This window comes from Brevibacterium sp. CCUG 69071, assembly GCF_021023135.1.
Classification (GTDB): domain Bacteria; phylum Actinomycetota; class Actinomycetes; order Actinomycetales; family Brevibacteriaceae; genus Brevibacterium.
In genome coordinates this window covers 1-20,398 of record NZ_PGFV01000005.1, presented here as the reverse complement: position 1 = coordinate 20,398, position 20,398 = coordinate 1, and the positions used below count along the sequence as shown (strand labels likewise).

General features: G+C 65.4%; 19 protein-coding genes and 1 rRNA gene. 7 read left to right on the top strand and 13 right to left on the bottom strand.

Annotation, left to right across the window (positions count from 1 at the left end; genetic code table 11):
• Positions 1-46: 46 nt before the first annotated feature.
• The 5 genes from CV023_RS14025 to purU all read right to left on the bottom strand — a co-directional run bounded on the left by CV023_RS14025 (position 47) and on the right by purU (position 5,393).
• The gene (locus CV023_RS14025; RefSeq protein WP_230746628.1) at positions 47-1,219 is read right to left on the bottom strand and encodes a hypothetical protein; all 1,173 of its coding nucleotides are present in this window, start codon (positions 1,217-1,219) and stop codon (positions 47-49) included.
• 2 nt (positions 1,220-1,221) lie between these two features.
• Positions 1,222-2,391: a GNAT family N-acetyltransferase gene (locus CV023_RS14020; RefSeq protein ID WP_230746627.1), complete on the bottom strand. Its 1,170-nt coding sequence runs from the start codon at positions 2,389-2,391 to the stop codon at positions 1,222-1,224.
• Positions 2,388-2,810, bottom strand: a complete 423-nt coding sequence (locus CV023_RS14015; RefSeq protein WP_230746626.1) for a hypothetical protein — start codon at positions 2,808-2,810, stop codon at positions 2,388-2,390. Before CV023_RS14015 ends, CV023_RS14020 begins: the two co-directional genes overlap by 4 nt.
• Positions 2,797-4,425: a phenylacetate--CoA ligase family protein gene (locus CV023_RS14010; protein ID WP_230746624.1), complete on the bottom strand. Its 1,629-nt coding sequence runs from the start codon at positions 4,423-4,425 to the stop codon at positions 2,797-2,799. The genes CV023_RS14015 and CV023_RS14010 overlap by 14 nt, the downstream gene beginning before the upstream one ends.
• Before the next feature lie 89 nt (positions 4,426-4,514).
• Positions 4,515-5,393 carry a formyltetrahydrofolate deformylase gene (gene purU / locus CV023_RS14005; protein ID WP_230746623.1) on the bottom strand — a complete coding sequence of 293 codons (879 nt, stop codon included), beginning with the start codon at positions 5,391-5,393 and terminating at the stop codon, positions 4,515-4,517.
• A 127-nt stretch (positions 5,394-5,520) separates the two neighbouring features.
• Here purU and glyA point away from each other — a divergent pair, with 127 nt between their 5' ends.
• The gene (gene glyA / locus CV023_RS14000; RefSeq protein ID WP_230746611.1) at positions 5,521-6,795 is read left to right on the top strand and encodes a serine hydroxymethyltransferase; all 1,275 of its coding nucleotides are present in this window, start codon (positions 5,521-5,523) and stop codon (positions 6,793-6,795) included.
• Positions 6,795-7,682: a bifunctional methylenetetrahydrofolate dehydrogenase/methenyltetrahydrofolate cyclohydrolase gene (locus tag CV023_RS13995; RefSeq protein ID WP_230746609.1), complete on the top strand. Its 888-nt coding sequence runs from the start codon at positions 6,795-6,797 to the stop codon at positions 7,680-7,682. Before glyA ends, CV023_RS13995 begins: the two co-directional genes overlap by 1 nt.
• Before the next feature lie 101 nt (positions 7,683-7,783).
• Here the strand turns inward: CV023_RS13995 and CV023_RS13990 are convergent, their stop codons facing one another.
• On the bottom strand, positions 7,784-8,272 hold the full coding sequence (locus CV023_RS13990) for a GNAT family N-acetyltransferase (protein ID WP_230746606.1): 489 nt from the start codon (positions 8,270-8,272) through the stop codon (positions 7,784-7,786).
• A gap of 85 nt (positions 8,273-8,357) precedes the next feature.
• On the opposite strand from CV023_RS13990, the gene CV023_RS13985 reads away from it, so the two are divergent.
• Entirely contained in the window at positions 8,358-9,170 is an 813-nt protein-coding gene (locus CV023_RS13985; RefSeq protein WP_230746604.1) for an exodeoxyribonuclease III, read from the top strand.
• 184 nt (positions 9,171-9,354) lie between these two features.
• Here CV023_RS13985 and CV023_RS13980 read toward each other — a convergent pair whose 3' ends face one another.
• Positions 9,355-9,591 carry a CstA-like transporter-associated (seleno)protein gene (locus CV023_RS13980; protein ID WP_230746602.1) on the bottom strand — a complete coding sequence of 79 codons (237 nt, stop codon included), beginning with the start codon at positions 9,589-9,591 and terminating at the stop codon, positions 9,355-9,357.
• Entirely contained in the window at positions 9,588-11,774 is a 2,187-nt protein-coding gene (locus CV023_RS13975; protein WP_230747229.1) for a carbon starvation CstA family protein, read from the bottom strand. Before CV023_RS13975 ends, CV023_RS13980 begins: the two co-directional genes overlap by 4 nt.
• A gap of 301 nt (positions 11,775-12,075) precedes the next feature.
• On the opposite strand from CV023_RS13975, the gene trpS reads away from it, so the two are divergent.
• Complete coding sequence (gene trpS, locus CV023_RS13970) at positions 12,076-13,074, top strand: tryptophan--tRNA ligase (RefSeq protein ID WP_230746600.1); 999 nt, start codon at positions 12,076-12,078, stop codon at positions 13,072-13,074.
• 87 nt (positions 13,075-13,161) lie between these two features.
• On the top strand, positions 13,162-14,211 hold the full coding sequence (locus CV023_RS13965) for an App1 family protein (RefSeq protein WP_230746598.1): 1,050 nt from the start codon (positions 13,162-13,164) through the stop codon (positions 14,209-14,211).
• Positions 14,212-14,297: 86 nt separating this feature from the next.
• Here CV023_RS13965 and CV023_RS13960 read toward each other — a convergent pair whose 3' ends face one another.
• The 5 genes from CV023_RS13960 to CV023_RS13940 all read right to left on the bottom strand — a co-directional run bounded on the left by CV023_RS13960 (position 14,298) and on the right by CV023_RS13940 (position 19,109).
• Positions 14,298-15,287, bottom strand: coding sequence for an NAD(P)H-dependent flavin oxidoreductase (locus CV023_RS13960; protein ID WP_230746596.1), 990 nt, complete (start codon positions 15,285-15,287; stop codon positions 14,298-14,300).
• A gap of 177 nt (positions 15,288-15,464) precedes the next feature.
• A complete protein-coding gene (locus CV023_RS13955) occupies positions 15,465-16,241 on the bottom strand; it encodes an enoyl-CoA hydratase (protein ID WP_230746593.1) in 777 nt (258 codons plus the stop codon).
• Positions 16,238-17,296, bottom strand: a complete 1,059-nt coding sequence (locus CV023_RS13950; protein WP_230746592.1) for an enoyl-CoA hydratase/isomerase family protein — start codon at positions 17,294-17,296, stop codon at positions 16,238-16,240. Before CV023_RS13950 ends, CV023_RS13955 begins: the two co-directional genes overlap by 4 nt.
• A 1-nt stretch (position 17,297) precedes the next feature.
• Positions 17,298-18,464 carry an acyl-CoA dehydrogenase family protein gene (locus CV023_RS13945; protein ID WP_230746591.1) on the bottom strand — a complete coding sequence of 389 codons (1,167 nt, stop codon included), beginning with the start codon at positions 18,462-18,464 and terminating at the stop codon, positions 17,298-17,300.
• Between the two features lie 129 nt (positions 18,465-18,593).
• Positions 18,594-19,109 (bottom strand): MarR family winged helix-turn-helix transcriptional regulator, encoded by a 516-nt coding sequence (locus tag CV023_RS13940; protein WP_230746582.1) that lies wholly within the window; start codon positions 19,107-19,109, stop codon positions 18,594-18,596.
• Positions 19,110-19,143: 34 nt separating this feature from the next.
• Here CV023_RS13940 and CV023_RS13935 point away from each other — a divergent pair, with 34 nt between their 5' ends.
• Together CV023_RS13935 and CV023_RS13930 are read left to right on the top strand one after the other, a co-directional pair.
• Entirely contained in the window at positions 19,144-19,836 is a 693-nt protein-coding gene (locus tag CV023_RS13935; protein WP_230746579.1) for an SOS response-associated peptidase, read from the top strand.
• 502 nt (positions 19,837-20,338) lie between these two features.
• Positions 20,339-20,398: ribosomal RNA gene (locus tag CV023_RS13930) — 16S ribosomal RNA — on the top strand; the annotation flags it as partial.

The window sequence follows — 20,398 nt, the reverse complement described above, 5'->3', positions numbered from 1 at the left end:
TTCTCGGCCCCGGCGACCCTACCTGAGATTGTGCATGGGGTGTGAATCAGCTGCGCGGCCGATCAGCGTGCCGTCGATGAGATCTCGGCACTGCGGTCATCGAACGGCCGAGTGAGAAGGCGGAGAATACCCGGAGCGGATTCTCCCGAATCAGTTCTTCCCGGGCCAGGTTGTCCCGAGTTGGTTCAAGGTGCCTCTCACACAGTCGCGCCACGACCTCCTGGGTCTCTGCACAGTCCTTGATCTCCGAGTGCACGTCGACGCGCAGGCCGGCCCGGTCGAGCAGCAGCCAGGTCCGCAGCAGCAGGCGACCGAGGTCGATTTCGCGTCCCGTCCGGCTCGCAGGGGCGTCGTGCTCATCCGCGGAGACCGCGAGGACGACATGCTGAGGCGCCGATCCGTGGGCACCGTCGGCTTCATCGGCTCCACCAGGCAGTTGCCGGTGCCTGTCGACAAAGCGCACGGGCCGCAGCGTCGCGGCGATGAGCTGTGCGAGCAGGGGACGCAGTGCGCGCCGGCTGAGTCCGGAGGCGATGCGTGCCGGGATCGGCGGCACGCGCAGGCACTCGGCGTTGAGGCCATCGACGAGATAGCGCGGATCCCGCGGGTCGAAGCGCAGCCAGTCGAGGGTCTCCTCGACGATCGGCGCAGACGAGAGCGACGAGCGGGAGGCCCGAGCCTGCAGACGCGTCCACAGAGCGTGGGGCACCTCGATCAGGTGCACCCGATGAGCGGCGAGCTCGGCCTCGATCCGCTCCCGCACCTCGGCGAAGCTCGCCTCGCCGCGTGCCAGTCGTCCCCGATCGACCTGCCGGTGGCGAAGATCGGAGGTGCCGAAGTCGGTGAGTCCCGCAGCGGCGTCGACCTCACCGGCCGGTGTCGCGTCCGAGCCCATGACATCCTCGGGGCCGAGGCAGAGCTGGATCCGCAGCGTCTCACCCCGCCCGGTCACGGCGATCATCCGGGTGCGCAGTCCCACCTCGGCGGCGGCGATCGCAAACGACTCGACCCAGCACCCCATCGCCAAGTGGAGGTCCTCGGAGCGGGGATCGCCGAAGGGCAGGGTCCGACCGGGATCGACGGTGAGAATCACCTCGGCGGGGGAGTCGGCATCTCCGGCGAAGGCGAGTTCCGGCACCCAGGGTTGGGTGTTGTGAGCCGAAGGTGCACTCGCGGCAAGAGCGAAGAGCTCGCCGACGCGCTCGGGATCGAGCCTCATCGTCAGCCCTGCTCTCCGGCGTCGAGGCGGAGGTCGACGAAGCTGAGCTCGTGCAGTGCTCTGCCCCCGGAGCGTTCGAACACCGCCGCCGAGGCGGGATTGTCCTCGGCGATGAAGGTCACCTGCAGGCGCCGGTAGCCTCCGGCGACGAGAGCGGCGTTGAGGTCGCGGATGACGAGGGACAGGATGCCTCGGCCCTGCCAGCGGGGATCTGTGCCCTGGATGATGAGCACGGCGTCGCGGAGGCGGCGCCGATCGCGGAGGAGGTCGAGCAGCGCCTTCGGTCCCAGATGGCCGCCGTGTCGTCGCAGGACAGGCAGCGGATCGGGGATGACGAGCGCGAAGCAGCGGGATGGGGCCTCCTCGTCATCATCGGCGGTGGCGACGTCGACGATGAGGTCGGGGTCCATCAGAGCGGACAATCCCTGCATCTGCCCCTTGAGCTGGGCGGGAGAGATCTGCGTGTAGTAGGGCAAGGCGGAGAACGCGGAGTTGAGGGTGGGGAGGAGCCGCCGAGCGAAGGTCCCCATGTGCCACCGGGAGACGGGACGCCGACGCAATCCCTTCGCCGCCCACTCTTCTGCGGTGACCGCGGTGGCGCGAGGAGCCGGGATCGCTCCGACCTCGACCTCCCAGGTGTGGGCGGGCCCCCAGGGCGCGAAGCCGGCGTCACGGAAGGCCTCGGCGAAGAACTCGGGGTTCCACACGGTGTCGAAGAAGCCGGGCTTGTCCTCACCGGAGACGAGCAGGCCGCCGGTGGCATTGGGCAGGGGAGAGACGGGACCGAAGATGCGTCGGACCCGCAGGTCCCGCGCGCGCTTGGTGATGAAGACGATGAGTTTGTCGAGGGCCGCGCGGTCGGCCGCTTCGAGGGCGCCGAAGAAGAGCACCTGCTCATTCCCGTCGCCAGTGGGTTCGGACTCGGTGAGGCGGGCGGCCAGCTGTGGGCAGCGGTGGCAGATGGTGCGAGCGACGGGCCGTCCGGCATCGTCTTCGATCAGCCACAGTTCGACCGGCTCCGCGAACCAGCCGTGCCCGGTGTGCCAGTTCCTGATGTCGGAGGCGAAGAGCGGGACGAAGTGCTCGCTCTCGTCCCGCTGCGCCGCCAGATAGGACGAGAGTTCGATGAACGCCTCGAGTTCCCGGCGGCTGCGAACGCGTGTGGCCTTCATTCCGAGCTGAGCCTCGTGAACTCGTCGATCATGCCCAGTCGGCCGTCCTCGGCACGGAACTCGCCGTTGGTGTAGCCCCACTCCTCGGCGCTGAGGATGCGGATGAAGCCGCCTCGCGCCGGTGAGGTCTCACCCTTCCCGACCAGCCATTCCATGATCTCGACGTGTTCGGGAGTGCGTGCGAACCGCATCAGATCATCGCGGGTCGCGAACGCCACAAACAGACCGATCCGGTCCGGGAACTCGTAGTAGCTGCGGTGCCACAGATATCCGGGGGCCCGCCGCAGCGCCTTCGCCAACCGGGGCCACCGACGCAGCTGACCCAGCATGACCACGGGATTGCGGTACCTGTTGGCGCCGAGGAACACCGCCTCGGCGCGGGCCTGCGGTGGGGCCTGGGAGAAGTCATTCGATCTCATGGATGGACTCCTTGACTCGACTCTTCTGCACGTACACGTTCTTGATCTTCGTTGTGGCCTCGGCGAACGGGCCGGTGGCGTGGTCGTGGATCTCGATGTGGATCTCTGCGGTGCTCGGATCCTCCTCCATGCTCTGCGCGAAGTCGCGGGAGACCGAGGCGAGGTGGTCGAGCACTCCGCGTCGGATGGTGCCGGCGAGTTCGGAGCGATCGGCGTCGCTAAGCTCGGGGGCCTCCTCGCGCATCTGGATGTGCAGGGCCGGTCGCTGTTCGTGGGCCTCGCCTTCCAGCAGCTCGATCCGGAAGGATTCGATGAGGTGGGCCTGCGGGTTGTCGCGGTAGAGGCCGTTCTCGATGTCGAGCGGGTAGATATTCGCCCCCATATAGGAGATCGTGGAGTCCGCGCGACCGAACAGGAGCACGAACGGCAGCTTCATCCCATTGCCGGCGAATGCCTGTGAGCAGGCTCGGGCCAGTTCGGGATGGGCGCGGGTGAGCTCGACCATGCGGGGGAAGTCGATGAGCATGGCTTCGTCGCCGATGTTGTAGCGCAGCCTGGGACTCATCACCGACGCCGAGTTGATCGTGGCCACCAGCTCGCCCTCGTCGGTGGTCTCGAGGAAGGTCTCCAGGGGGTTGTACTGGAAGACCATCGGGACCCGCGACTCCTCGGGCCCGAGCACCTCGGCGCGGAAGTCGAGGTCTGTGGCCAGAGCTCGCCGGATCACCACGGAGAGATCGGACTCTCCGGCCATCCCGATCGTCAGATCGCTCGCTCCGTAACCGGAGTAGACGCGATCGAACCGCTGCTCCACGTAGTCACGCAGGCCTTCGGTCATCGCCTCGCCGCCGACGAAGCCGTTGAGGCGGTAGTCGTCCCAGACACCTGGCTCGGAGTCCATCCGGTCGACGAGGTGTTTGAGGAAAGGGGGATAGGCGCTGATGAGATAGGAGTGACCGGGCCCGAAGTGCCGCATCGTGTCGAGGATCTTCTCGAGGTCGGGTCCCGTGTTCTTGACCATCGCGACCTTCGCCATCGCCAAGCCGGTGTTGGTTCCGGTCGCCCAGGCGCCCATCGAGAAGGCGTTGATGGCGAACAGGTCCTGCTGGTCGAAGAGCATCGTGACATAGCCCGCGACGTTCTTGTGGACGGTACCCAGCTCACGCTTCGAGCGCATCCAGTTGAAGGGGGTCCCCGAGGATCCGGAGGATTCGTCGACGACGGTGCCGACCCGGTCGATCCGACCGCCCCAGCAGCGGTGCTCCTCGCTGTAGCGGCGGACGAATTCGTCCTTCGAGGTCGGGGTGTAGGACTCGAGGTCCCACCACCGGAAGGTGAACCCGGTGCGGGCCAGGTAGTCCTGATAGGCCGGGACATCGAGTGAGGCCTGCTGACAGATCATCCAGGCGTTGAGCTTCGCGAAGGGCTCGAGACCGGGGTGGTAGTGCTTGGCCGTGAACCGCCAGATCGCCGGATGCAGCCGGTAGGCGCCGTAGGCGGTGGTGAGCCCGAGGTTGGCCAGCCGGAGCACGGTCTGCCTGGCCAGATTCACAGGCCCGCGGGGGATCGGCAGGCGACGGAGAGCGGATGATTCGGGTGGCTGGTCAGTGCTCATAGCACGACAGTAACCCAGGTCATTTCATCTGTGGTGGGCAGCGGAGAAGTTGTGTCAGAATCGCACCACGATCCGCCGAGGCGCTCGGATCAGTTGAAGACGACCGTGCGGTGGCCGTCCATGAGCACGCGGCCTTCGGCATGCCAGCGCACCGCTCGGGCGAGCACCGCGGCCTCGACATCCTGTCCGCGTTGGACGAAGTCCGCGATATTGCGGTTGTGGTCGACCCGAGCCACATCCTGCTCGATGATCGGTCCCTCGTCGAGGTCGGGGGTGACGTAGTGGGCGGTCGCGCCGATGATCTTCACTCCGCGGGCATGCGCCTGATGATAGGGGCGGGCGCCCTTGAAGCTGGGCAGGAACGAGTGGTGGATGTTGATCACCCTGCCCTCCAGCCGGGCGCACAGCTCGGGGGAGAGGATCTGCATATACCGGGCGAGCACGATGAGTTCGACATCGAGGTCCTCGACGAGGCGGCTCAGCTCGGCTTCGGCGCTGTCCTTCGTCTCGGCGGTGATCGGGATGTGGTGGAACTCGTGGTCATGGAACTCCGCCAGCGGACGCAGGGTCTCATGATTGCCGGCGATGCCGACGATGTCGATGGGCAGCTGGCCCGAACTGTGCTGGAACAGCAGGGTGTTGAGGCAGTGGGCGGCCTTGGACACGAGGATGAGCGTCCGCGTTCTCTTCTCCACCGGCTGCAGACTCACGGTCATGTCGAATCGCACAGCCGCCTCGGCGAGAGCGGACTCGAGGGGGCCGGCCGCGGTGCCGATCGGATCCTCGGCGGTGCCGACCGGGTCCTCGGCGGTGAACTGCAGGCGGAGGAAGAACTGCCGGGAATCGGGAGAGGAGAACTGCTGGGACTCGGTGATATTGGCTCCGAGCCCGGCCAGCGCACCGGTCACGGCGTGGACGACTCCGGTCGCATCGGGGCAGGTGACGGACAGTATCCATTCTCGACTCATGCGCTCGATTCTATCCGCGGACACTCCCGGAGCGGCCTCCGGTTCGCTGTTAGCATGGTCAGCGGGTGTTCGCGGCAGCCGAGAGAGCTGTCCCACTCGCCACTTTGGATGCCACAGGAGTGAATGAATGACCGAAAACTCGATGCAGGCTTCGCTTGCAGACATCGATCCGCAGATCGCCGAAGTGCTCGATCTCGAACTGGGTCGCCAGCGTTCGACGCTGGAGATGATCGCCTCGGAGAACTTCGTCCCTCGGGCAGTGCTGCAGGCACAGGGCTCGGTGCTGACGAACAAGTACGCCGAGGGCTACCCCGGTAAGCGCTACTACGGCGGCTGCGAATACGTCGATGTCGCCGAGAACCTCGCCATCGAGCGCGCCAAGGACCTCTTCGGCGCCGACTACGCGAATGTGCAGCCGCATTCCGGCGCCTCGGCGAACGCCGCGGTGATGCATGCGCTCGCCCGCCAGGGCGACAAGATGCTCGGCCTCTCGCTGGCCCACGGCGGTCACCTCACCCACGGCATGAAGATCAACTTCTCCGGACGCCTCTACGATGTCGCCTCCTACGAGGTCGATCCCGACACCCACCGCATCGACATGGACAAGGTGCGTGAGCGCGCCCTCGAACATCGTCCCGAGGTCATCGTGGCCGGCTGGTCCGCCTACCCTCGGCAGCTCGACTTCGAGGCCTTCCGGTCGATCGCCGATGAGGTCGGTGCGAAGCTGTGGGTCGACATGGCCCACTTCGCCGGACTCGTCGCCGCAGATCTGCACCCGAGCCCCGTGCCGATCGCCGATGTCGTGTCCTCGACCGTGCACAAGACCATCGGCGGTCCCCGCTCCGGTTTCATCCTCGCCAAAGAGGAGTACGCGAAGAAACTCAACTCCGCCGTCTTCCCCGGTCAGCAGGGCGGACCGCTCATGCACGTGGTCGCCGCCAAGGCCGTGGCATTCAAGCTCGCGGCGTCTGCGGAGTTCAAGGCCCGGCAGGAGCGCACCGTCGAGGGTGCCAAGATCCTCGCCGAGCGACTGCTCGCCGACGACGTGGCCCAGGCCGGAGCCAGCGTGCTCACCGGGGGCACGGACGTCCACCTCGTGCTCGTCGACCTGCGGAACTCCGCTCTCGACGGACAGCAGGCCGAGGACCTGCTCCACCAGGTCGGAATCACCGTCAACCGCAACGCCGTTCCCTTCGACCCGCGGCCGCCGATGGTCACCTCCGGTCTGCGGATCGGCACCCCGGCCCTGGCCACCCGCGGCTTCGGAGCGGCCGAGTTCACCGAGGTCGCCGATGTCATCGCCGAGGCGCTCAAGCCCGGTGCCGACGTCGACTCGCTGAGCGCGCGCGTGAAGAAGCTCAGCGACGGATTCCCCCTCTACCAAGGATTGGAGCAGTACTGATGAGTGCTCAGATCCTCGACGGCAAGGCCTGCGCGAAGGAGATCAAGGACGAGCTGACCACCGCGGTGGCCAAGCTCGCCGAAAACGGCGTCGTGCCCGGACTCGGCACGGTGCTGGTGGGGGAGGACCCCGGTTCGAAGTGGTACGTCGCCGGCAAGCACCGCGACTGCGCCGAGGTGGGCATCCACTCGATCCGCCGCGACCTGCCCGAGACCGTCACCCAGGAGGAGCTCCTGGCCGTCATCGACGAACTGAACAACGATGACGAGTGCACGGGTTACATCGTGCAGCTGCCCCTGCCCGATCACATCGACACCGATACGATCCTCGAAGCCATCGACCCGGCCAAGGACGCCGACGGGCTGCACCCGACGAACCTCGGCCGGCTCATGCTCAACGTCAGCGCCGAGATCACGACCCCGATGCCGTGCACCCCGCGAGGGGTCATCGAGCTGATGATCCGCAACGGCATCGAACTCGCCGGCAAGCACGTCGTGGTCATCGGCCGCGGCGTCACCGTCGGCCGTTCGATCGGAGCCCTGCTGACCCGTCGCGAGTACAACGCGACGGTGACGCTGACCCACACCGGGACTCGGAACCTCGATGAGCTGCTGGCTCAGGCGGATATCATCGTCGCCGCCGCAGGGTCCGCCCGGATCGTCTCCGCCGAGGCGGTCAAGCCCGGTGCGATCGTCCTCGACGTCGGCGTCTCACGCGAGACCGACCCCGAGACCGGCAAGTCGAGAATCGTCGGCGACGTCGATCCCGGAGTCGCCGAGGTGGCGGCCTGGGTCTCACCGAACCCCGGGGGAGTGGGCCCGATGACCAGGGCGCTGCTGCTCAAGAACGTCGTGGACTCGGCGGAGAGGGCAGCCAGCGGGTCCTGAGGACTCCACCCGCACTCCCGCATTCGGCATTGCGCGAAAAGACGGCGGCTCGGTCACCATGAGTGGTGACCGAGCCGCCGTCTTTTCGCGCTCTGTGGAGGCTACTCCTCGGCCAGTTTGAGCTCGAAGAAGACCCGCGGATTGTTCTCCCCTGCATAGCCCTCGATGAGTTCACCGCTGAACCCGAGCGAGGAGTGGAAGGAGATCGCTCCGGAGGAGTCCGGCAGCGTCGTCGCCTGCACCGAAGCCACACCTAGATTGCGGGCGTGATCGATGAAGTGCTGGTAGAGGTGCCGCCCGATGCCGCGGTGGCGGAAGTCCGTCCGCGCGGCCACCAAGTGGATGTAGGCGGGCCCGTCGTGGGGAATCACACCGAGCAGGTAGCCCACGATCTCCGACCGATAGCGTGCGACCAGTCCCGAGGTGACGAACTGGCGGAACCAGTAGGCGTCGTGGTCGCCGCTGAGGTCGCGATCTCCCCAGAAGTTCTTCTGCGCACCCAGCAGGAATTCCCGCATCTCGCGGGCGTCGACTTCGTCGAGCGGGCTGATGCTCAGCTGCTCGGGATCGAATGTCTCGTCATCAGCCATTGCGCCTCCTGAAATATCTCTTCTTTCCATCACTCTATAACGCCCTGTCCCGTAAGAGTAGTGCGCTCATGCCATGATAGGACACATGATTCGGATCGCATCAGTCAACGTCAACGGAGTTCGCGCCGCGTGGAGAAAGGGGATGCCCACCTGGGTCGATGCTTCGCAGCCCGACTTCATCACCCTCCAGGAGGTCCGCGCCGCCAACGACATCGCACACTCGGTTCTCGAGGACACGGGGTACACCACGGTCAGCCACGACGCCGAGGCGAAAGGCCGCGCCGGAGTCGCTGTGATGGCCCGCACCGCCCCGGTCGAGGTCCGTGAGGGGCTGGGCTCGGACGGCTATTTCGACCGGGCCGGACGCTGGCTCGAGACCGACTACCGCCTCGGCGACGGATCGCTGCTCACGCTCGTGTCCGCCTACGTCCACTCGGGTGAGGTCGACACCCCCAAGCAGGAGGACAAGTACCGGTTCCTCGACCGGATGACCGTGCGGATGCCGGAGCTCGCGCAGCACGCCGACCACGTTCTCATCACCGGCGATCTCAATGTCTGCCACACCGAACGGGACCTCAAGAACTGGAAGGCCAACCGGAAGAAGGCCGGTTTCCTGCCTGAGGAGCGCGCCTACTTCGACGGGTTCTTCGGCGACCTCGGCTTCGTCGATGTCCATCGCAGCCTGAGCGGAGACGTCGACGGGCCCTACACCTGGTGGTCCATGCGCGGCCAGGCCTTCGACAACAATGCAGGATGGCGGATCGACTATCACATGGCGACCCCGGCGCTGGCCGCGGCGGCGGTCAAGGCCACCGTCGACAAGGCCGACAGCTGGGGCGAACGGTGGTCCGATCACGCCCCGCTGGTCATCGACTACGACCTGCCTCAGGCGAAGTGAGCGCTCGACCCAGGTGAAGCCTCCGCCTCGGCAGAACGACGAGGCAGAGGGACGAGGCGGAGCGACACAGCAGAGAGACGAAACACAGAGACGAAACACAGAGACGAAACAGAGAGACGAAGCGGCCCGCGGCGAGATTCGCCGCGGGCCGCTGTGTCAGGGTCGAACACCCTGGCTCGGTGTTTCAGCAGCACCGGGCCTTGGGGTTGCGATCCTGTTCGTCGGTGTGATCGCGCCAGAACTCCCGCTCACCCATCGCCCCCTCGCGAGTGCCGTGGCGGCGCTCATAGGATTCGATGTAGTGGAGGTAGGCGTTCTCGCCCATGATCTCCTTGAGATACCAGTGCAGCCAGGCCCCGCCTCGGCGCAGCGTCGTCCACGGGTTGCGCAGGGCGTCCTCGAGCGGATGTGCCGCACTCATGAGCGTCCCGCTGACCGATGCTCGTCCCACTGCGCCTGGACCTCACGCTCGGGCTTGCGGGCGATGAGGCCGGCGGGGGCGAAGATCTTCGTCTCGGTGAACGGCTCCTCGGTGGTCGGCAGGGAGCCCTTCCGGATGGCTTCGATCGACTTCCACACCGCCATCACGACGACCATGGCCACGAGCAGCGCGAAGACGATCGACAGGGTGCCCTGGACGAAGGTGTTGCGCACGACCGCGCTCATCGCCTCGACACCCTCGGTGTTGCCCAGGGAAGTCTCGCCGGCGGCCAGCGCGTCCTTGTAGGCGAAGTGCTGAGCCCAGTAGCCGAGCAGCGGATCCGAGGAGAAGATCTTCTGCCAGGAGGCCGTCATCGTCACCACAAGGTCCCAGACCAGTGGGATGCCCGGGATCCAGGCCCACTTGGCCAGGCCCATCTTGCACACGATCGCGAAGATCACCGCCAAGGCGATCGCTGCGAGCAGCTGATTGGAGATGCCGAACAGCGGGAACAGCGTATTGATGCCCCCGAGCGGGTCGGTCACACCCATCAGCAGGATCGAGCCCCACGCAGCGACCATGATCGCCGTCGTCAGCCAGGCACCGGGAGTCCACGAGGGATCACGGAACCTCTTCGAGAAGTTGCCGAGGGCATCGCTGAGCATGAACCGGGCCACGCGGGTGCCGGCATCGATGGTGGTGAGGATGAACAGGGCTTCGAACATCACCGCGAAGTGGTACCAGAAGGACATCCACGCGGGCCCACCGAACACATTGTGGAGGATGTGGGCCATGCCCATGGCCAGGGTCGGCGCGCCGCCGGTACGGGAGACGATGCTCTCCTCACCGACGTCGCGGGCGGCCTGATCGAGGATCTCCGGACTCGTCTCGACACCGGACATGCCCAGCGTGTTGTTGATGAAGTCCGAGGCACCCTGCACGGTCCCGCCGGTCAGCGGCTCCGCAGCGTTCATTGCGAAGTACAGTCCCTTGTCGAGGCAGATCGCGGCCACCAGGGCCATGATCGCGACGAAGGATTCCATGAGCATGCCGCCGTAGCCGATGAGGCGCGCCTGGGATTCCTTCTCGATCAGCTTCGGGGTGGTCCCCGAGGAGATGAGGGCGTGGAATCCCGACAGCGCCCCGCAGGCGATGGTGATGAAGAGGAATGGGAACAGAGCTCCAGCGAAGGCCGGGCCGGCGGAGTTAAACGCGAATTCGGTCACGGCCGGCATCTGCACGCTCGGGTTGACGATGAGGATGCCGACGGCCAGCAGGACGATGGTGCCGATCTTCATGAAGGTCGAGAGGTAGTCACGCGGGGCCAGCAGTACCCAGACAGGAAGCACGGCGGCGAGGAAGCCGTAGATCATCAGGCACCAGGCCAGGGTGACCTTGTCGAGGTGGAAGAACTCCGACCAGACGGGGGAGTTGTGGACCCAGCCGCCGGCGATGATCGCCAGGACCAGGAGCACGATGCCGATGACCGAGGTCTCGATGACCTTGCCCGGGCGCAGGTAGCGCATGTAGATGCCCATGAAGACGGCGATCGGAATGGTCATCGCGATCGAGAAGACTCCCCAGGGGCTCTCGGCCAGGGCGTTGATGATGACGACGCCGAGGACTGCGATGAGGATGACCATGATGAGGATGATGCCGAGCGAGGCGATGATGCCGCCGGTGCGGCCCAGCTCGTCGCGGGTCATCTGTCCGAGGGAGCGGCCGTTGCGCCGCATCGAGAAGAACAGCACCATGTAGTCCTGCACGCCGCCGGCGACGATCACGCCGAGGATGATCCACAGGGTTCCCGGCAGGTAGCCCATCTGGGCGGCGAGGATCGGTCCGACGAGCGGACCGGCACCGGAGATGGCGGCGAAGTGGTGGCCGAAGAGCACCCTGCGGTCGGTCGGGGCGAAGTCGCGGCCGTTGTCGTTGAGCTCCGCCGGCGTGGCCCGCTTCGGGTCGGGCCGGCAGATCTTCCATTCGATGAATTTGGCGTAGAAGCGGAAGCCGATGAGATAGCTGCCGACGGCGGCGGCGACGAACCAGCTCGCCGACATCTCCTCACCGCGGACGAACGCGACCATCGTCCAGCCGGCGGCCGCGATCAGCGCGATGACCACCCACAGGACGATCTTCGCCGGTGTCCAGCGGGGTCGTTCGACCACGGCGACCGGCGGCATCCCCTCTTCGGTCTTGACGTATTCAACCGACAAGATTTCCTCCTCGTTGAGCGCGATGCCAGTGCATCGTCGGGTTGTTCCATGTTCACGGGAGGCCGTCTGCCCACGTCGCTTGACCGAAACGTGTGAGGAACCTCGGTGAATCATGTGATCTGCATCGTCACTATACCGTTTGCCGGCGGGGGGGGACATGATGCCGGTCACCCCCGCATCCCACCTTGTCCCAATCGTTAGCTGAGGCGCGATGCCTGCGATGTGGGCGGGGGCCAGGCGATCCGCACCGAGGTGGCATCATAGAGTCATGACGATCTCCTCTCAGCCGCGCACAGTTTCAGGCATTCAGGCCACCTCCGACTCCCTCCATCTGGGCAACTACATCGGAGCCCTGCAGCAGTTCGTGGCACATCAGGAATCACACGACGCGTTCTTCTTCATCGCGAACATGCATGCGATCACCGTCGAACAGGATCCGCAGGACCTGCGCGAGCGCACCCTGCGCACCGCGGCCCAGTTCATCGCCGCCGGCCTCGACCCCGAGAAGTCGACGATCTTCGTCCAGTCGCAGGTGCCCGCGCACCCGCAGCTGTCCTGGGTCCTCGAGTGCACCACCTCGATGGGTGAGGCGAGCCGGATGACGCAGTTCAAGGACAAGTCGGCCAAACAGGAGCACGTCTCGCTCGGCCTGCTCACCTATCCGGCGCTGATGGCCGCCGACATCCTCCTCTACAACCCGCAGCTCGTGCCCGTCGGCGAGGACCAGCGTCAGCACCTCGAACTCACCCGCAACCTCGCCGAGCGCTTCAACTACCGCTTCGGGCAGACTTTCGTCGTCCCCGAGGCGCAGATCCTCAAGGCCACGGCGAAGATCTACGACCTGCAGAATCCTGGGGCGAAGATGTCGAAGTCGCAGCCCAGCCCGCAGGGCCGGATCGACCTCCTCGACGAGCCGAAGGCGCTGACGAAGAAGATCAAGTCCGCGGTGACCGATGACGGCACCCAGATCGCCCTCGACCCCGAGGCCAAGCCCGGGGTCTCGAACCTGCTCACGATCTACTCCTCCCTGACCGGCCGTCCCATTGAGGACATCGTGGCCGAGTACGAGGGCAAGATGTACGGTCACCTCAAGGTCGACCTCGCCGAGGTGGCCGTCGAAGCCCTGACCCCGGTGCGCGAACGCACCGCGGAGCTGCTTGAGGATCGCGCCCAGCTGCAGTCCATCCTCGATGCGGGGGCGGCGAAGGCCTCGGAGATCGCCGAGGCGACCCTGCGCGATGTCTATGACAAGGTCGGCTTCATCTGATTCCCCAGCCGAATCACGCTCGACCACCGGTCGGGCATCGGCCCTGATACAGTCCGTATGGCGTCAGACGAGTGTGGAGGACGAACCGTGGCGAAGAAGAAACCCGATGAGGGACCGCTCAATCTCACCCCGGACATGCTGCACACCGCGGCCAGGGTGGAAGACCGGTTCAACGGCTGGATCCAGAACCGGGCGACCGATCACAGCTATCAGCGCACGGTCATCGCCTATGACACCTACGGCGGCACCGGCTGGGTGCGGGTGCTCGGACGGCTGGTGCTCACCCCCAGCGGCCAGCCCGCGGCGGACATCCATGCGAGCATCCGCGGCTGGAAGTCCTTCGTCAGCGTTCCGCTGCCCAATGACACCGCCTGGGTGCGGGTCAATGATGAAGAGCACATGGTCACCTCGGACCGCGGCGGCATCATCGACACGGTCATTCCCGGTGACTTCCAGCCGGGGGAGACGGAGATCGAACTCTGGACCGATGGGTCCCTGGTCGATTCCGCGGCGGTGCGCATCATCGGCGAGGACTCGACCTTCGGCATCATCTCCGACATCGATGACACGGTCATGGTGACCTCGCTGCCCAGGCCGTTCCTCGCCGCCTGGAACACCTTCGTGCTCAGCGAGCATGCACGTTCGCCGGTGGCCGGGATGGCGGTCCTCTACGATCGCATCACCTACCTGCGGCCGGACACGCCGATGATCTACCTGTCGACGGGTGCGTGGAACTCCGCGCTGACGATCAAGCGCTTCCTCTCCCGCAATCTCTACCCGATGGGGCCCCTGCTGCTCACCGACTGGGGTCCGACGACCACACGGGTCTTCCGGTCCGGCAAGGAGCACAAGCGCAACACCCTCGAGCGGCTGTCGCGGGAGTTCCCGTGGATGAAGTGGCTGCTCATCGGCGATGACGGGCAGAAGGACGAGGAGGTCTACGGCGAGTTCGTCGAGAACCATCCTGACAACGTCGCCGCCGTCGCGATTCGGCAGCTGACCGTCGGCGAGGCCGTCTGGGCCGGTGGTCGGTCGAAGCGCCACGGCCGTGGGCAGGGGGTGCCGTGGATCTATGCCCCGGACGGCGCCGGCCTGTCCTCCCGGCTGACCGAACGGGGCATCATCTCCACGATCTGAGCTCCGATCGCCCTGATCTGAGCCCGGCTCTTGCTGATCTGAACCCGGGTCTTGCTGACCTGAGCCCACGTCTTCCTGATCTGGACTCAGCCGATGTGGGCGGCGGTGCCCACCCGGGCGGCGAGATCGCGCTGGGCGGACTGGAACTCCTCGACGAGGCCGTCGACGAGTTCGGCGGTCGTCCGCTGCGCATCGAGCACGCCGATGCCCTGACCCGAGCCCCAGATGTCCTTCCACGCCTTGGAATCGGACTTGTCGCGGGTGCTGAAGTCCATCTTCGTCGGATCGGCATCGGGCAGGTTGTCCGGATCCAGCCCCGAGGCGGTGATGGATCCGCGCAGATAGTTGCCCTTGACGCCGGTGAAGTAGTTCGAGTAGACGACGTCCTCGGCCCCGGAGTCGACGATCATCTGCCTGTAGTCCTCGGTGATGTTCGCTTCGGCAGTGGAGAGGAACGCGGAGCCGACGTAGGCGCAGTCGGCACCGGCGGCGAGGGAGGCGAGGATCGAGCGGCCGTGCGCGATGGCGCCCGAGAGGAGCAGCGGACCGTCGAACCAGGACCGGATCTCCTGGACGAGCGCGAAGGGGGAGAGCGCGCCCGCATGCCCGCCGGCGCCTGCCGCCACGGCGATGACGCCGTCGGCGCCCTTCTCGACCGCCTTGTGGGCGAAGCGGTTGTTGATGACGTCGTGAAGGACGATGCCGCCGTAGGAGTGCACCGCCTGGTTGACCTCTTCGCGTGCTCCCAGCGAGGTGATGACGATGGGCACCTGGTGGCGGACCACCTCGGTGAGGTCCTCCTCGAGGCGGTTGTTCGACCGGTGGACGATGAGGTTGGCGGCGAAGGGCGCTGCCGGTCGGTCGGGATGGGCCGCCGTGTGAGCGGCGTTGGATTCGCTGATCTCATCGAGCCAGTCGCCGAGCATGGATGCAGGACGAGCATTGAGCGTGGGGAACGAGCCGATGACGCCTGCCTGACACTGGGCCTTGACCAGCTCAGGACCCGAAGCGATGAACATCGGGGAGCCGAGGACGGGCAGTCGCAGCTGAGGGAGCAGGTTCGCGAAAGAATTCATTGTGTCTCCTTTGGGTGATGAACGATTCCACTCTAACTGAACGATTGTTAAATGTCGGGTCGTGGGCGAAAACGCCGATGGCGCGAACGAGTGTGGTCTCGTTCGCGCCATCGGCTGGTTCCGGCTATCTGTCCGCGTCGGTGGGAGGCAGCTGCTCCCTCCCGCACGGGGAGTCGATCAGGAATCCGTGAAGTTCGGATCCCGCTTCTCGACGAAGGCCGCCATGCCCTCGGATTGGTCGGCGGTGGCGAGGGAGGAGTGGAAGAGGCGGCGTTCGTAGCGCAGGCCCTGTTCGAGGGTCGTCTCGAAGGCCGTATTCACGGCTTCCTTGACCATCGCCGAGGCGATCCGCGACTTCGCGGCGATGGTCTGCGCAATCTCCTTGGCCGTCGCCAGCAGCTCGTCCGGTTCGACGACGCGAGCGACGAGACCCGAACGTTCGGCCTCCTCTGCGTCCATCATCCGCCCGGTCAGGCACAGGTCCATCGACTTGGCCTTGCCGATCGCCCGGGTCAGACGCTGAGATCCGCCCATCCCCGGCAGGACGCCGAGGTTGATCTCGGGCTGACCGAACTTCGCCTTCGTCGAGGCGATGAGGATATCGCCCATCATCGCCAGCTCACAGCCGCCGCCGAGGGCGAAGCCGTTGACCGCTGTGATGACCGGCTTGCGGACGTCGGTCAGGCGCGTCCACCCGGCGAACCAGTCGGCCTTGAAGGCGGTGGAGAAGTCGAGGGAGGACATCTCCTTGATGTCGGCGCCCGCGGCGAACGCCTTCCCGGTTCCGGTGATGATGATCGCCTTGATCTCGTCGTCGGCGTCGAACGCGGCGGCGGCATCGGTGATGTCCGTGAGCACCTGCATGTTCAGGGCGTTGAGTGCGTCCGGACGGTTGATCGTGATGGTTGCGACGCCCTGCTCGACGTCGGTGAGGATGGTGTCGAATTCGCTCATGAGAAAACCTTGTCTTCGCGGTCGGTGGTGAGGATGTCCTGGACGGTTTCGTCGCTGACTTCGGCCAGGGTAGCCGGAGTCCACTGCGGATTGCGGTCCTTGTCGATGACCTGAGCGCGGATGCCCTCCTTGAGGTCCGGGCGCAGGGTCAGCGCCACGGCCACTCGGTAGTCCTGTTCGAGGACTTCGGCCAGGGTCATGCCCGCGGCCTTGCGGATGGCGGCCAAGGTCACCTTCACCGAGGTGGGTGCCTTGGTGCCGATGAGCTCGGCGGCGGCGCGCGCCTCGGGACTCTCGTGCGCGGCCAGGGCCGCGACGATGTCTTCGGCCGAATCGTGGCGGTAGCATTCGTCGATCCAGGCAGCTGCCTCGGCGAGTTCGTTCGCCGGAGCCTGCGCCGCATAGCGGTCGATGACGGTTTCGACATCGCCGCCGGCGCTCAGCTCTGCGACGAGCTCGGCCACCTCGGTGTCGGGCACATAGTAGTCGGCGAGGCCCAGGGCCAGGGCCGCCCCGGGACCGACAGGCTGCCCGGTCAGGGCGAGATGGGTGCCGAGCTCGCCGGGGGCGTTGGCCAGCAGGTAGGTGCCGCCGACGTCGGGGAACAGGCCGATGCCGGTCTCGGGCATGCCGACCTTCGTCGAGTCGGTGACGATGCGATGCGAGCCGTGTCCGGAGATGCCCACACCGCCGCCCATCGTGATGCCATTCATGATGACGACGTAGGGCTTGGGGTATTCGGAGATGGTGTGGTTCATCTTGTACTCGCGGTTCCAGAACCGCGCGTTCTCATTCGTGCCGGCCACGATGTCGTTGTAGACGGCTTTGATGTCGCCGCCGGCGCACAGCCCGCGCTCTCCGCGGCCGGTGACGAGCACGGCCCTGATCGAGTCGTCCTCGCGCCAGGAGCTGAGGGCGTCGTCGATGGCGCCCACCATGTCCAGGCCCAGCGCATTGATCAGCTTCGGCTTGTTCAGTTCGATCCGTCCCACGCCATCGGCGGTCGAGGTGATCACGGATGCTTCCGTCGGCGGCGCCGCGGTGTCTGTCGTCATATCAGCCCACTCCTGTGCTCTTGCGCGAGATGATCACGCGCATGATTTCGTTGGTGCCTTCCAGAATCTGGTGGACGCGCAGGTCGCGCACCAGCTTCTCAATTCCATACTCTGTCAGATAGCCGTAGCCGCCGTGCAACTGGAGTGCCCGATTGGCCACGTCGAAGCCGGTGTCGGTGGCGGTGAGCTTGGCCATGGCCGAGAGCAGCGAGGTGTTCGGGTCGCCGGCATCATAGGCGTTCGCGGCCCTCCAGAGCAGCGACCGGGCAGCTTCGAGCTTCGCCTGCATCTCGGCGACCTCGAAGCGCAGAGCTTGGAAGCCGGAGAGTTCGGAGCCGAATGCCTGTCGTTCGCCCATATAGTCGATGGCCTTCTCCAGCGCGCCCTGTCCGCCGCCGAGGGAGCAGGCGCCGATGTTGAGGCGTCCGCCGTCGAGCCCGGACATCGCGATCTTGAAGCCCTGCCCCGGTTCGCCGAGGAGGTTCTCCTTCGGCACGCGGACGTTCTCCATGATGACCTGCCGGGTCGGCTGAGCGCGCCAGCCCATCTTCTGTTCGTTCGGGCCGAAGCTCAGGCCTTCCATGCCCTTCTCGAGGATGAATGCGGAGATCCCGCGGGAACCCTCCTGGCCGGTGCGGGCCATGACGAGGTAGGTCTCCGAGGTGCCGGCGCCGGAGATGAACTGCTTGACGCCGTTGAGCACATAGTGATCGCCGTCCTCGCGGGCGGAGGTCCGCAGTGCCGCGGCATCGGACCCGGCGTTGGGTTCGGTGAGGCAGTAGCTGCCGAGGTGGTCCATTCCGGCCAGCGGGACGAGGTACTTCTCCTTCTGCTCCGCATTGCCGTACTTGTCGATCATCCAGGCGACCATGTTGTGGATGGAGATGTATGCGGCCACGGAGGGACAGGCGGTCGACATCGCCTCGAAGACGAGAGCCGCATCCATGCGACCCATGCCGGTGCCGCCGGATTCCTCGCTGACGTAGATGCCGCCCATGCCGAGTTCTGCCGAGCGTTTGATGACGTCGACGGGGAAGTGATGCTCGGCATCCCACTCCAGGGCATGGGGAGCGATCTCGGAATCGGCGAATTCGCGCACCATGCCGGAGATGGTCTGTTGTTCTTCGGTCAGACCGAATGGCAGGGCAGCGGCCGTGCTGCGGGACATGGTTCCTCCAGGAAGGGAATCGGACGCGTATGTGGTGACAGGCACCACGATACGGAGAAAATACTAGGACGTCCAACTAATTTCGCCGAGGCGGTGCCGCGCGGCCGAACGGAGTCGGCATCGGTCGGTTCAAGCGCTGCCCTCGAGCTCGGTCCGCAGGGACTCGAGATGGGGGAGGAGGCCGCCGAGGTCGGTGCGGGCGAAGACTGAGGAGGTGAAGACCTGCTCATTGAGGGCGGTGGTCGCGCGGGCGGCGAGTTCGCGGCCCGCGTCGGTGAGATCGACGAGTGTGGTGCGGCGGTCGTCCGGGTGGCTGCGCCGTTCGACCAGTCCCGCCTTCTCGAGGCGATCGACGGAATTGGTCGTCGAGGTGGCATGGACCTGCAGGCGCGCGGAGATCTTCGACATCGGCAGCGTGCCTGACTTCGTGAAGGACAGGAGAGTGAGCACCTCATAGCGCGAGAATGTCAGCGCGAAGGGTTTGAGCGCGGAGTCGACCCGAGCCAGGAAGAGCTGGTGGACCCGCATCACCGAGATGACGGTATTCATGCCCTCAGCCGCATCGTCCCATCCATGGGCGAGCCACTGACGTCGTGACTCTTCGATCGGGTCGATTCTGTTCGCTGCTGTCTTTTCCGCCGCCATTGTCGACAGTGTAGTGAAGTGAGAAGATGATCGCATGTGCGGCCGACTCAATATGTCCCTCGACCCTGCGGATCTCGCCGATGAGCTTCGCCTGGACGTCGTGTCATACGACTTCACTCCCCGCTACAACGTCCCGCCCGGGTCCTTCGTCCCTATCGTCGTCGAGCGACTCGACGAGGACGGACAGCTGAACCGTCGTCTGGAGACTGCGTCCTGGGGTCTGGTGCCCGCGTGGGCGAAGGACACGAAGATCGGCTTCAAGGCCTTCAACGCTCGATCCGAGACGGTGTTGGAGAAGCCCATGTTCCGGCAGGCGATCAAACGACGTCGCTGCGCCCTGCCGATTCCCGGCTATTACGAATGGGAGGTCACCGACGACGGGAAGCAGCCGTGGATGATGACCTCCGCCGGCGACGGCCCGCTCTTCATGGCTGGGCTGTTCGAGTTCTGGAAGCAGCCGGATCAGTCCTGGCTGGTGTCGACGACGATCATGACCATGGAGTCGGCTGGACACCTGCAGGGTGTGCACCACCGGATGCCGGTATTCCTCTCCCGTGAGCACATCGACGAGTGGATCGATCCCGCGACTGCCAGCAGTGAGGTCCCGGCCCTGCTCGACTCGGTCCTGGGGCAGGTGGATCCCGCCGGGGTGGACCGTCACAAGGTGGGCAAGGAGATCGGAAACGTCCGCAATGATCGGCCCGAACTCGCCCGCCCCGTGGCCTGATCGGAGAGGCTTTCGTCCGTCTCCGAAGATGAATTCGAGGCCGTGTTGCACGCTCCCTCAGAAGTGTGTAATGTGTACCAGGTTGCCAGGCCGCAAGGACAGGCAACAGCCAATCTGATCAGTGACTGATCCGGTAACGCGATGATGAACTTCGAGTTGCACAGGGCAGAACAACGATGTAGAGTGAACATCCGCTGGTACGGCGGGCCGCAAGGCAGAAAGTGCGCAACCGATACCCCCAGTGAACGTGCCGCCTTTTGTGTGGTTCGGTGATGGGTGTGTGTTTGTGGTTTGAGAATCCAATAGCGTGTTTGTTTGAACAATTAGTGATGCCAGATAATTATATTATTTCTGGTAAGACAACCACATGATCAAACATTTGGTGCCGACCCCTCGCCGGGTGGGTGCCGTTGTGGTGTTTGGTCGTGTTTTTTATGGGTCAACCTTCTCACCCCGTGAGGGGTTGGCTGTCTTGCTGGGATTCTTACGCAACATAAAGTTTTTTATGGAGAGTTTGATCCTGGCTCAGGACGAACGCTGGCTGCGTGCTTAACACATGCAA

Coding starts and splice junctions, on each gene's coding strand:
- CV023_RS14025 (WP_230746628.1), bottom strand. CDS start 1,219: ATGAGGCTCGATCCCGAGCGCGTCGGCGAGCTCTTCGCTCTTGCCGCG.
- CV023_RS14020 (WP_230746627.1), bottom strand. CDS start 2,391: ATGAAGGCCACACGCGTTCGCAGCCGCCGGGAACTCGAGGCGTTCATC.
- CV023_RS14015 (WP_230746626.1), bottom strand. CDS start 2,810: ATGAGATCGAATGACTTCTCCCAGGCCCCACCGCAGGCCCGCGCCGAG.
- CV023_RS14010 (WP_230746624.1), bottom strand. CDS start 4,425: ATGAGCACTGACCAGCCACCCGAATCATCCGCTCTCCGTCGCCTGCCG.
- purU (WP_230746623.1), bottom strand. CDS start 5,393: ATGAGTCGAGAATGGATACTGTCCGTCACCTGCCCCGATGCGACCGGA.
- glyA (WP_230746611.1), top strand. CDS start 5,521: ATGACCGAAAACTCGATGCAGGCTTCGCTTGCAGACATCGATCCGCAG.
- CV023_RS13995 (WP_230746609.1), top strand. CDS start 6,795: ATGAGTGCTCAGATCCTCGACGGCAAGGCCTGCGCGAAGGAGATCAAG.
- CV023_RS13990 (WP_230746606.1), bottom strand. CDS start 8,272: ATGGCTGATGACGAGACATTCGATCCCGAGCAGCTGAGCATCAGCCCG.
- CV023_RS13985 (WP_230746604.1), top strand. CDS start 8,358: ATGATTCGGATCGCATCAGTCAACGTCAACGGAGTTCGCGCCGCGTGG.
- CV023_RS13980 (WP_230746602.1), bottom strand. CDS start 9,591: ATGAGTGCGGCACATCCGCTCGAGGACGCCCTGCGCAACCCGTGGACG.
- CV023_RS13975 (WP_230747229.1), bottom strand. CDS start 11,774: ATGCCGCCGGTCGCCGTGGTCGAACGACCCCGCTGGACACCGGCGAAG.
- trpS (WP_230746600.1), top strand. CDS start 12,076: ATGACGATCTCCTCTCAGCCGCGCACAGTTTCAGGCATTCAGGCCACC.
- CV023_RS13960 (WP_230746596.1), bottom strand. CDS start 15,287: ATGAATTCTTTCGCGAACCTGCTCCCTCAGCTGCGACTGCCCGTCCTC.
- CV023_RS13955 (WP_230746593.1), bottom strand. CDS start 16,241: ATGAGCGAATTCGACACCATCCTCACCGACGTCGAGCAGGGCGTCGCA.
- CV023_RS13950 (WP_230746592.1), bottom strand. CDS start 17,296: ATGACGACAGACACCGCGGCGCCGCCGACGGAAGCATCCGTGATCACC.
- CV023_RS13945 (WP_230746591.1), bottom strand. CDS start 18,464: ATGTCCCGCAGCACGGCCGCTGCCCTGCCATTCGGTCTGACCGAAGAA.
- CV023_RS13940 (WP_230746582.1), bottom strand. CDS start 19,109: ATGGCGGCGGAAAAGACAGCAGCGAACAGAATCGACCCGATCGAAGAG.
- CV023_RS13935 (WP_230746579.1), top strand. CDS start 19,144: ATGTGCGGCCGACTCAATATGTCCCTCGACCCTGCGGATCTCGCCGAT.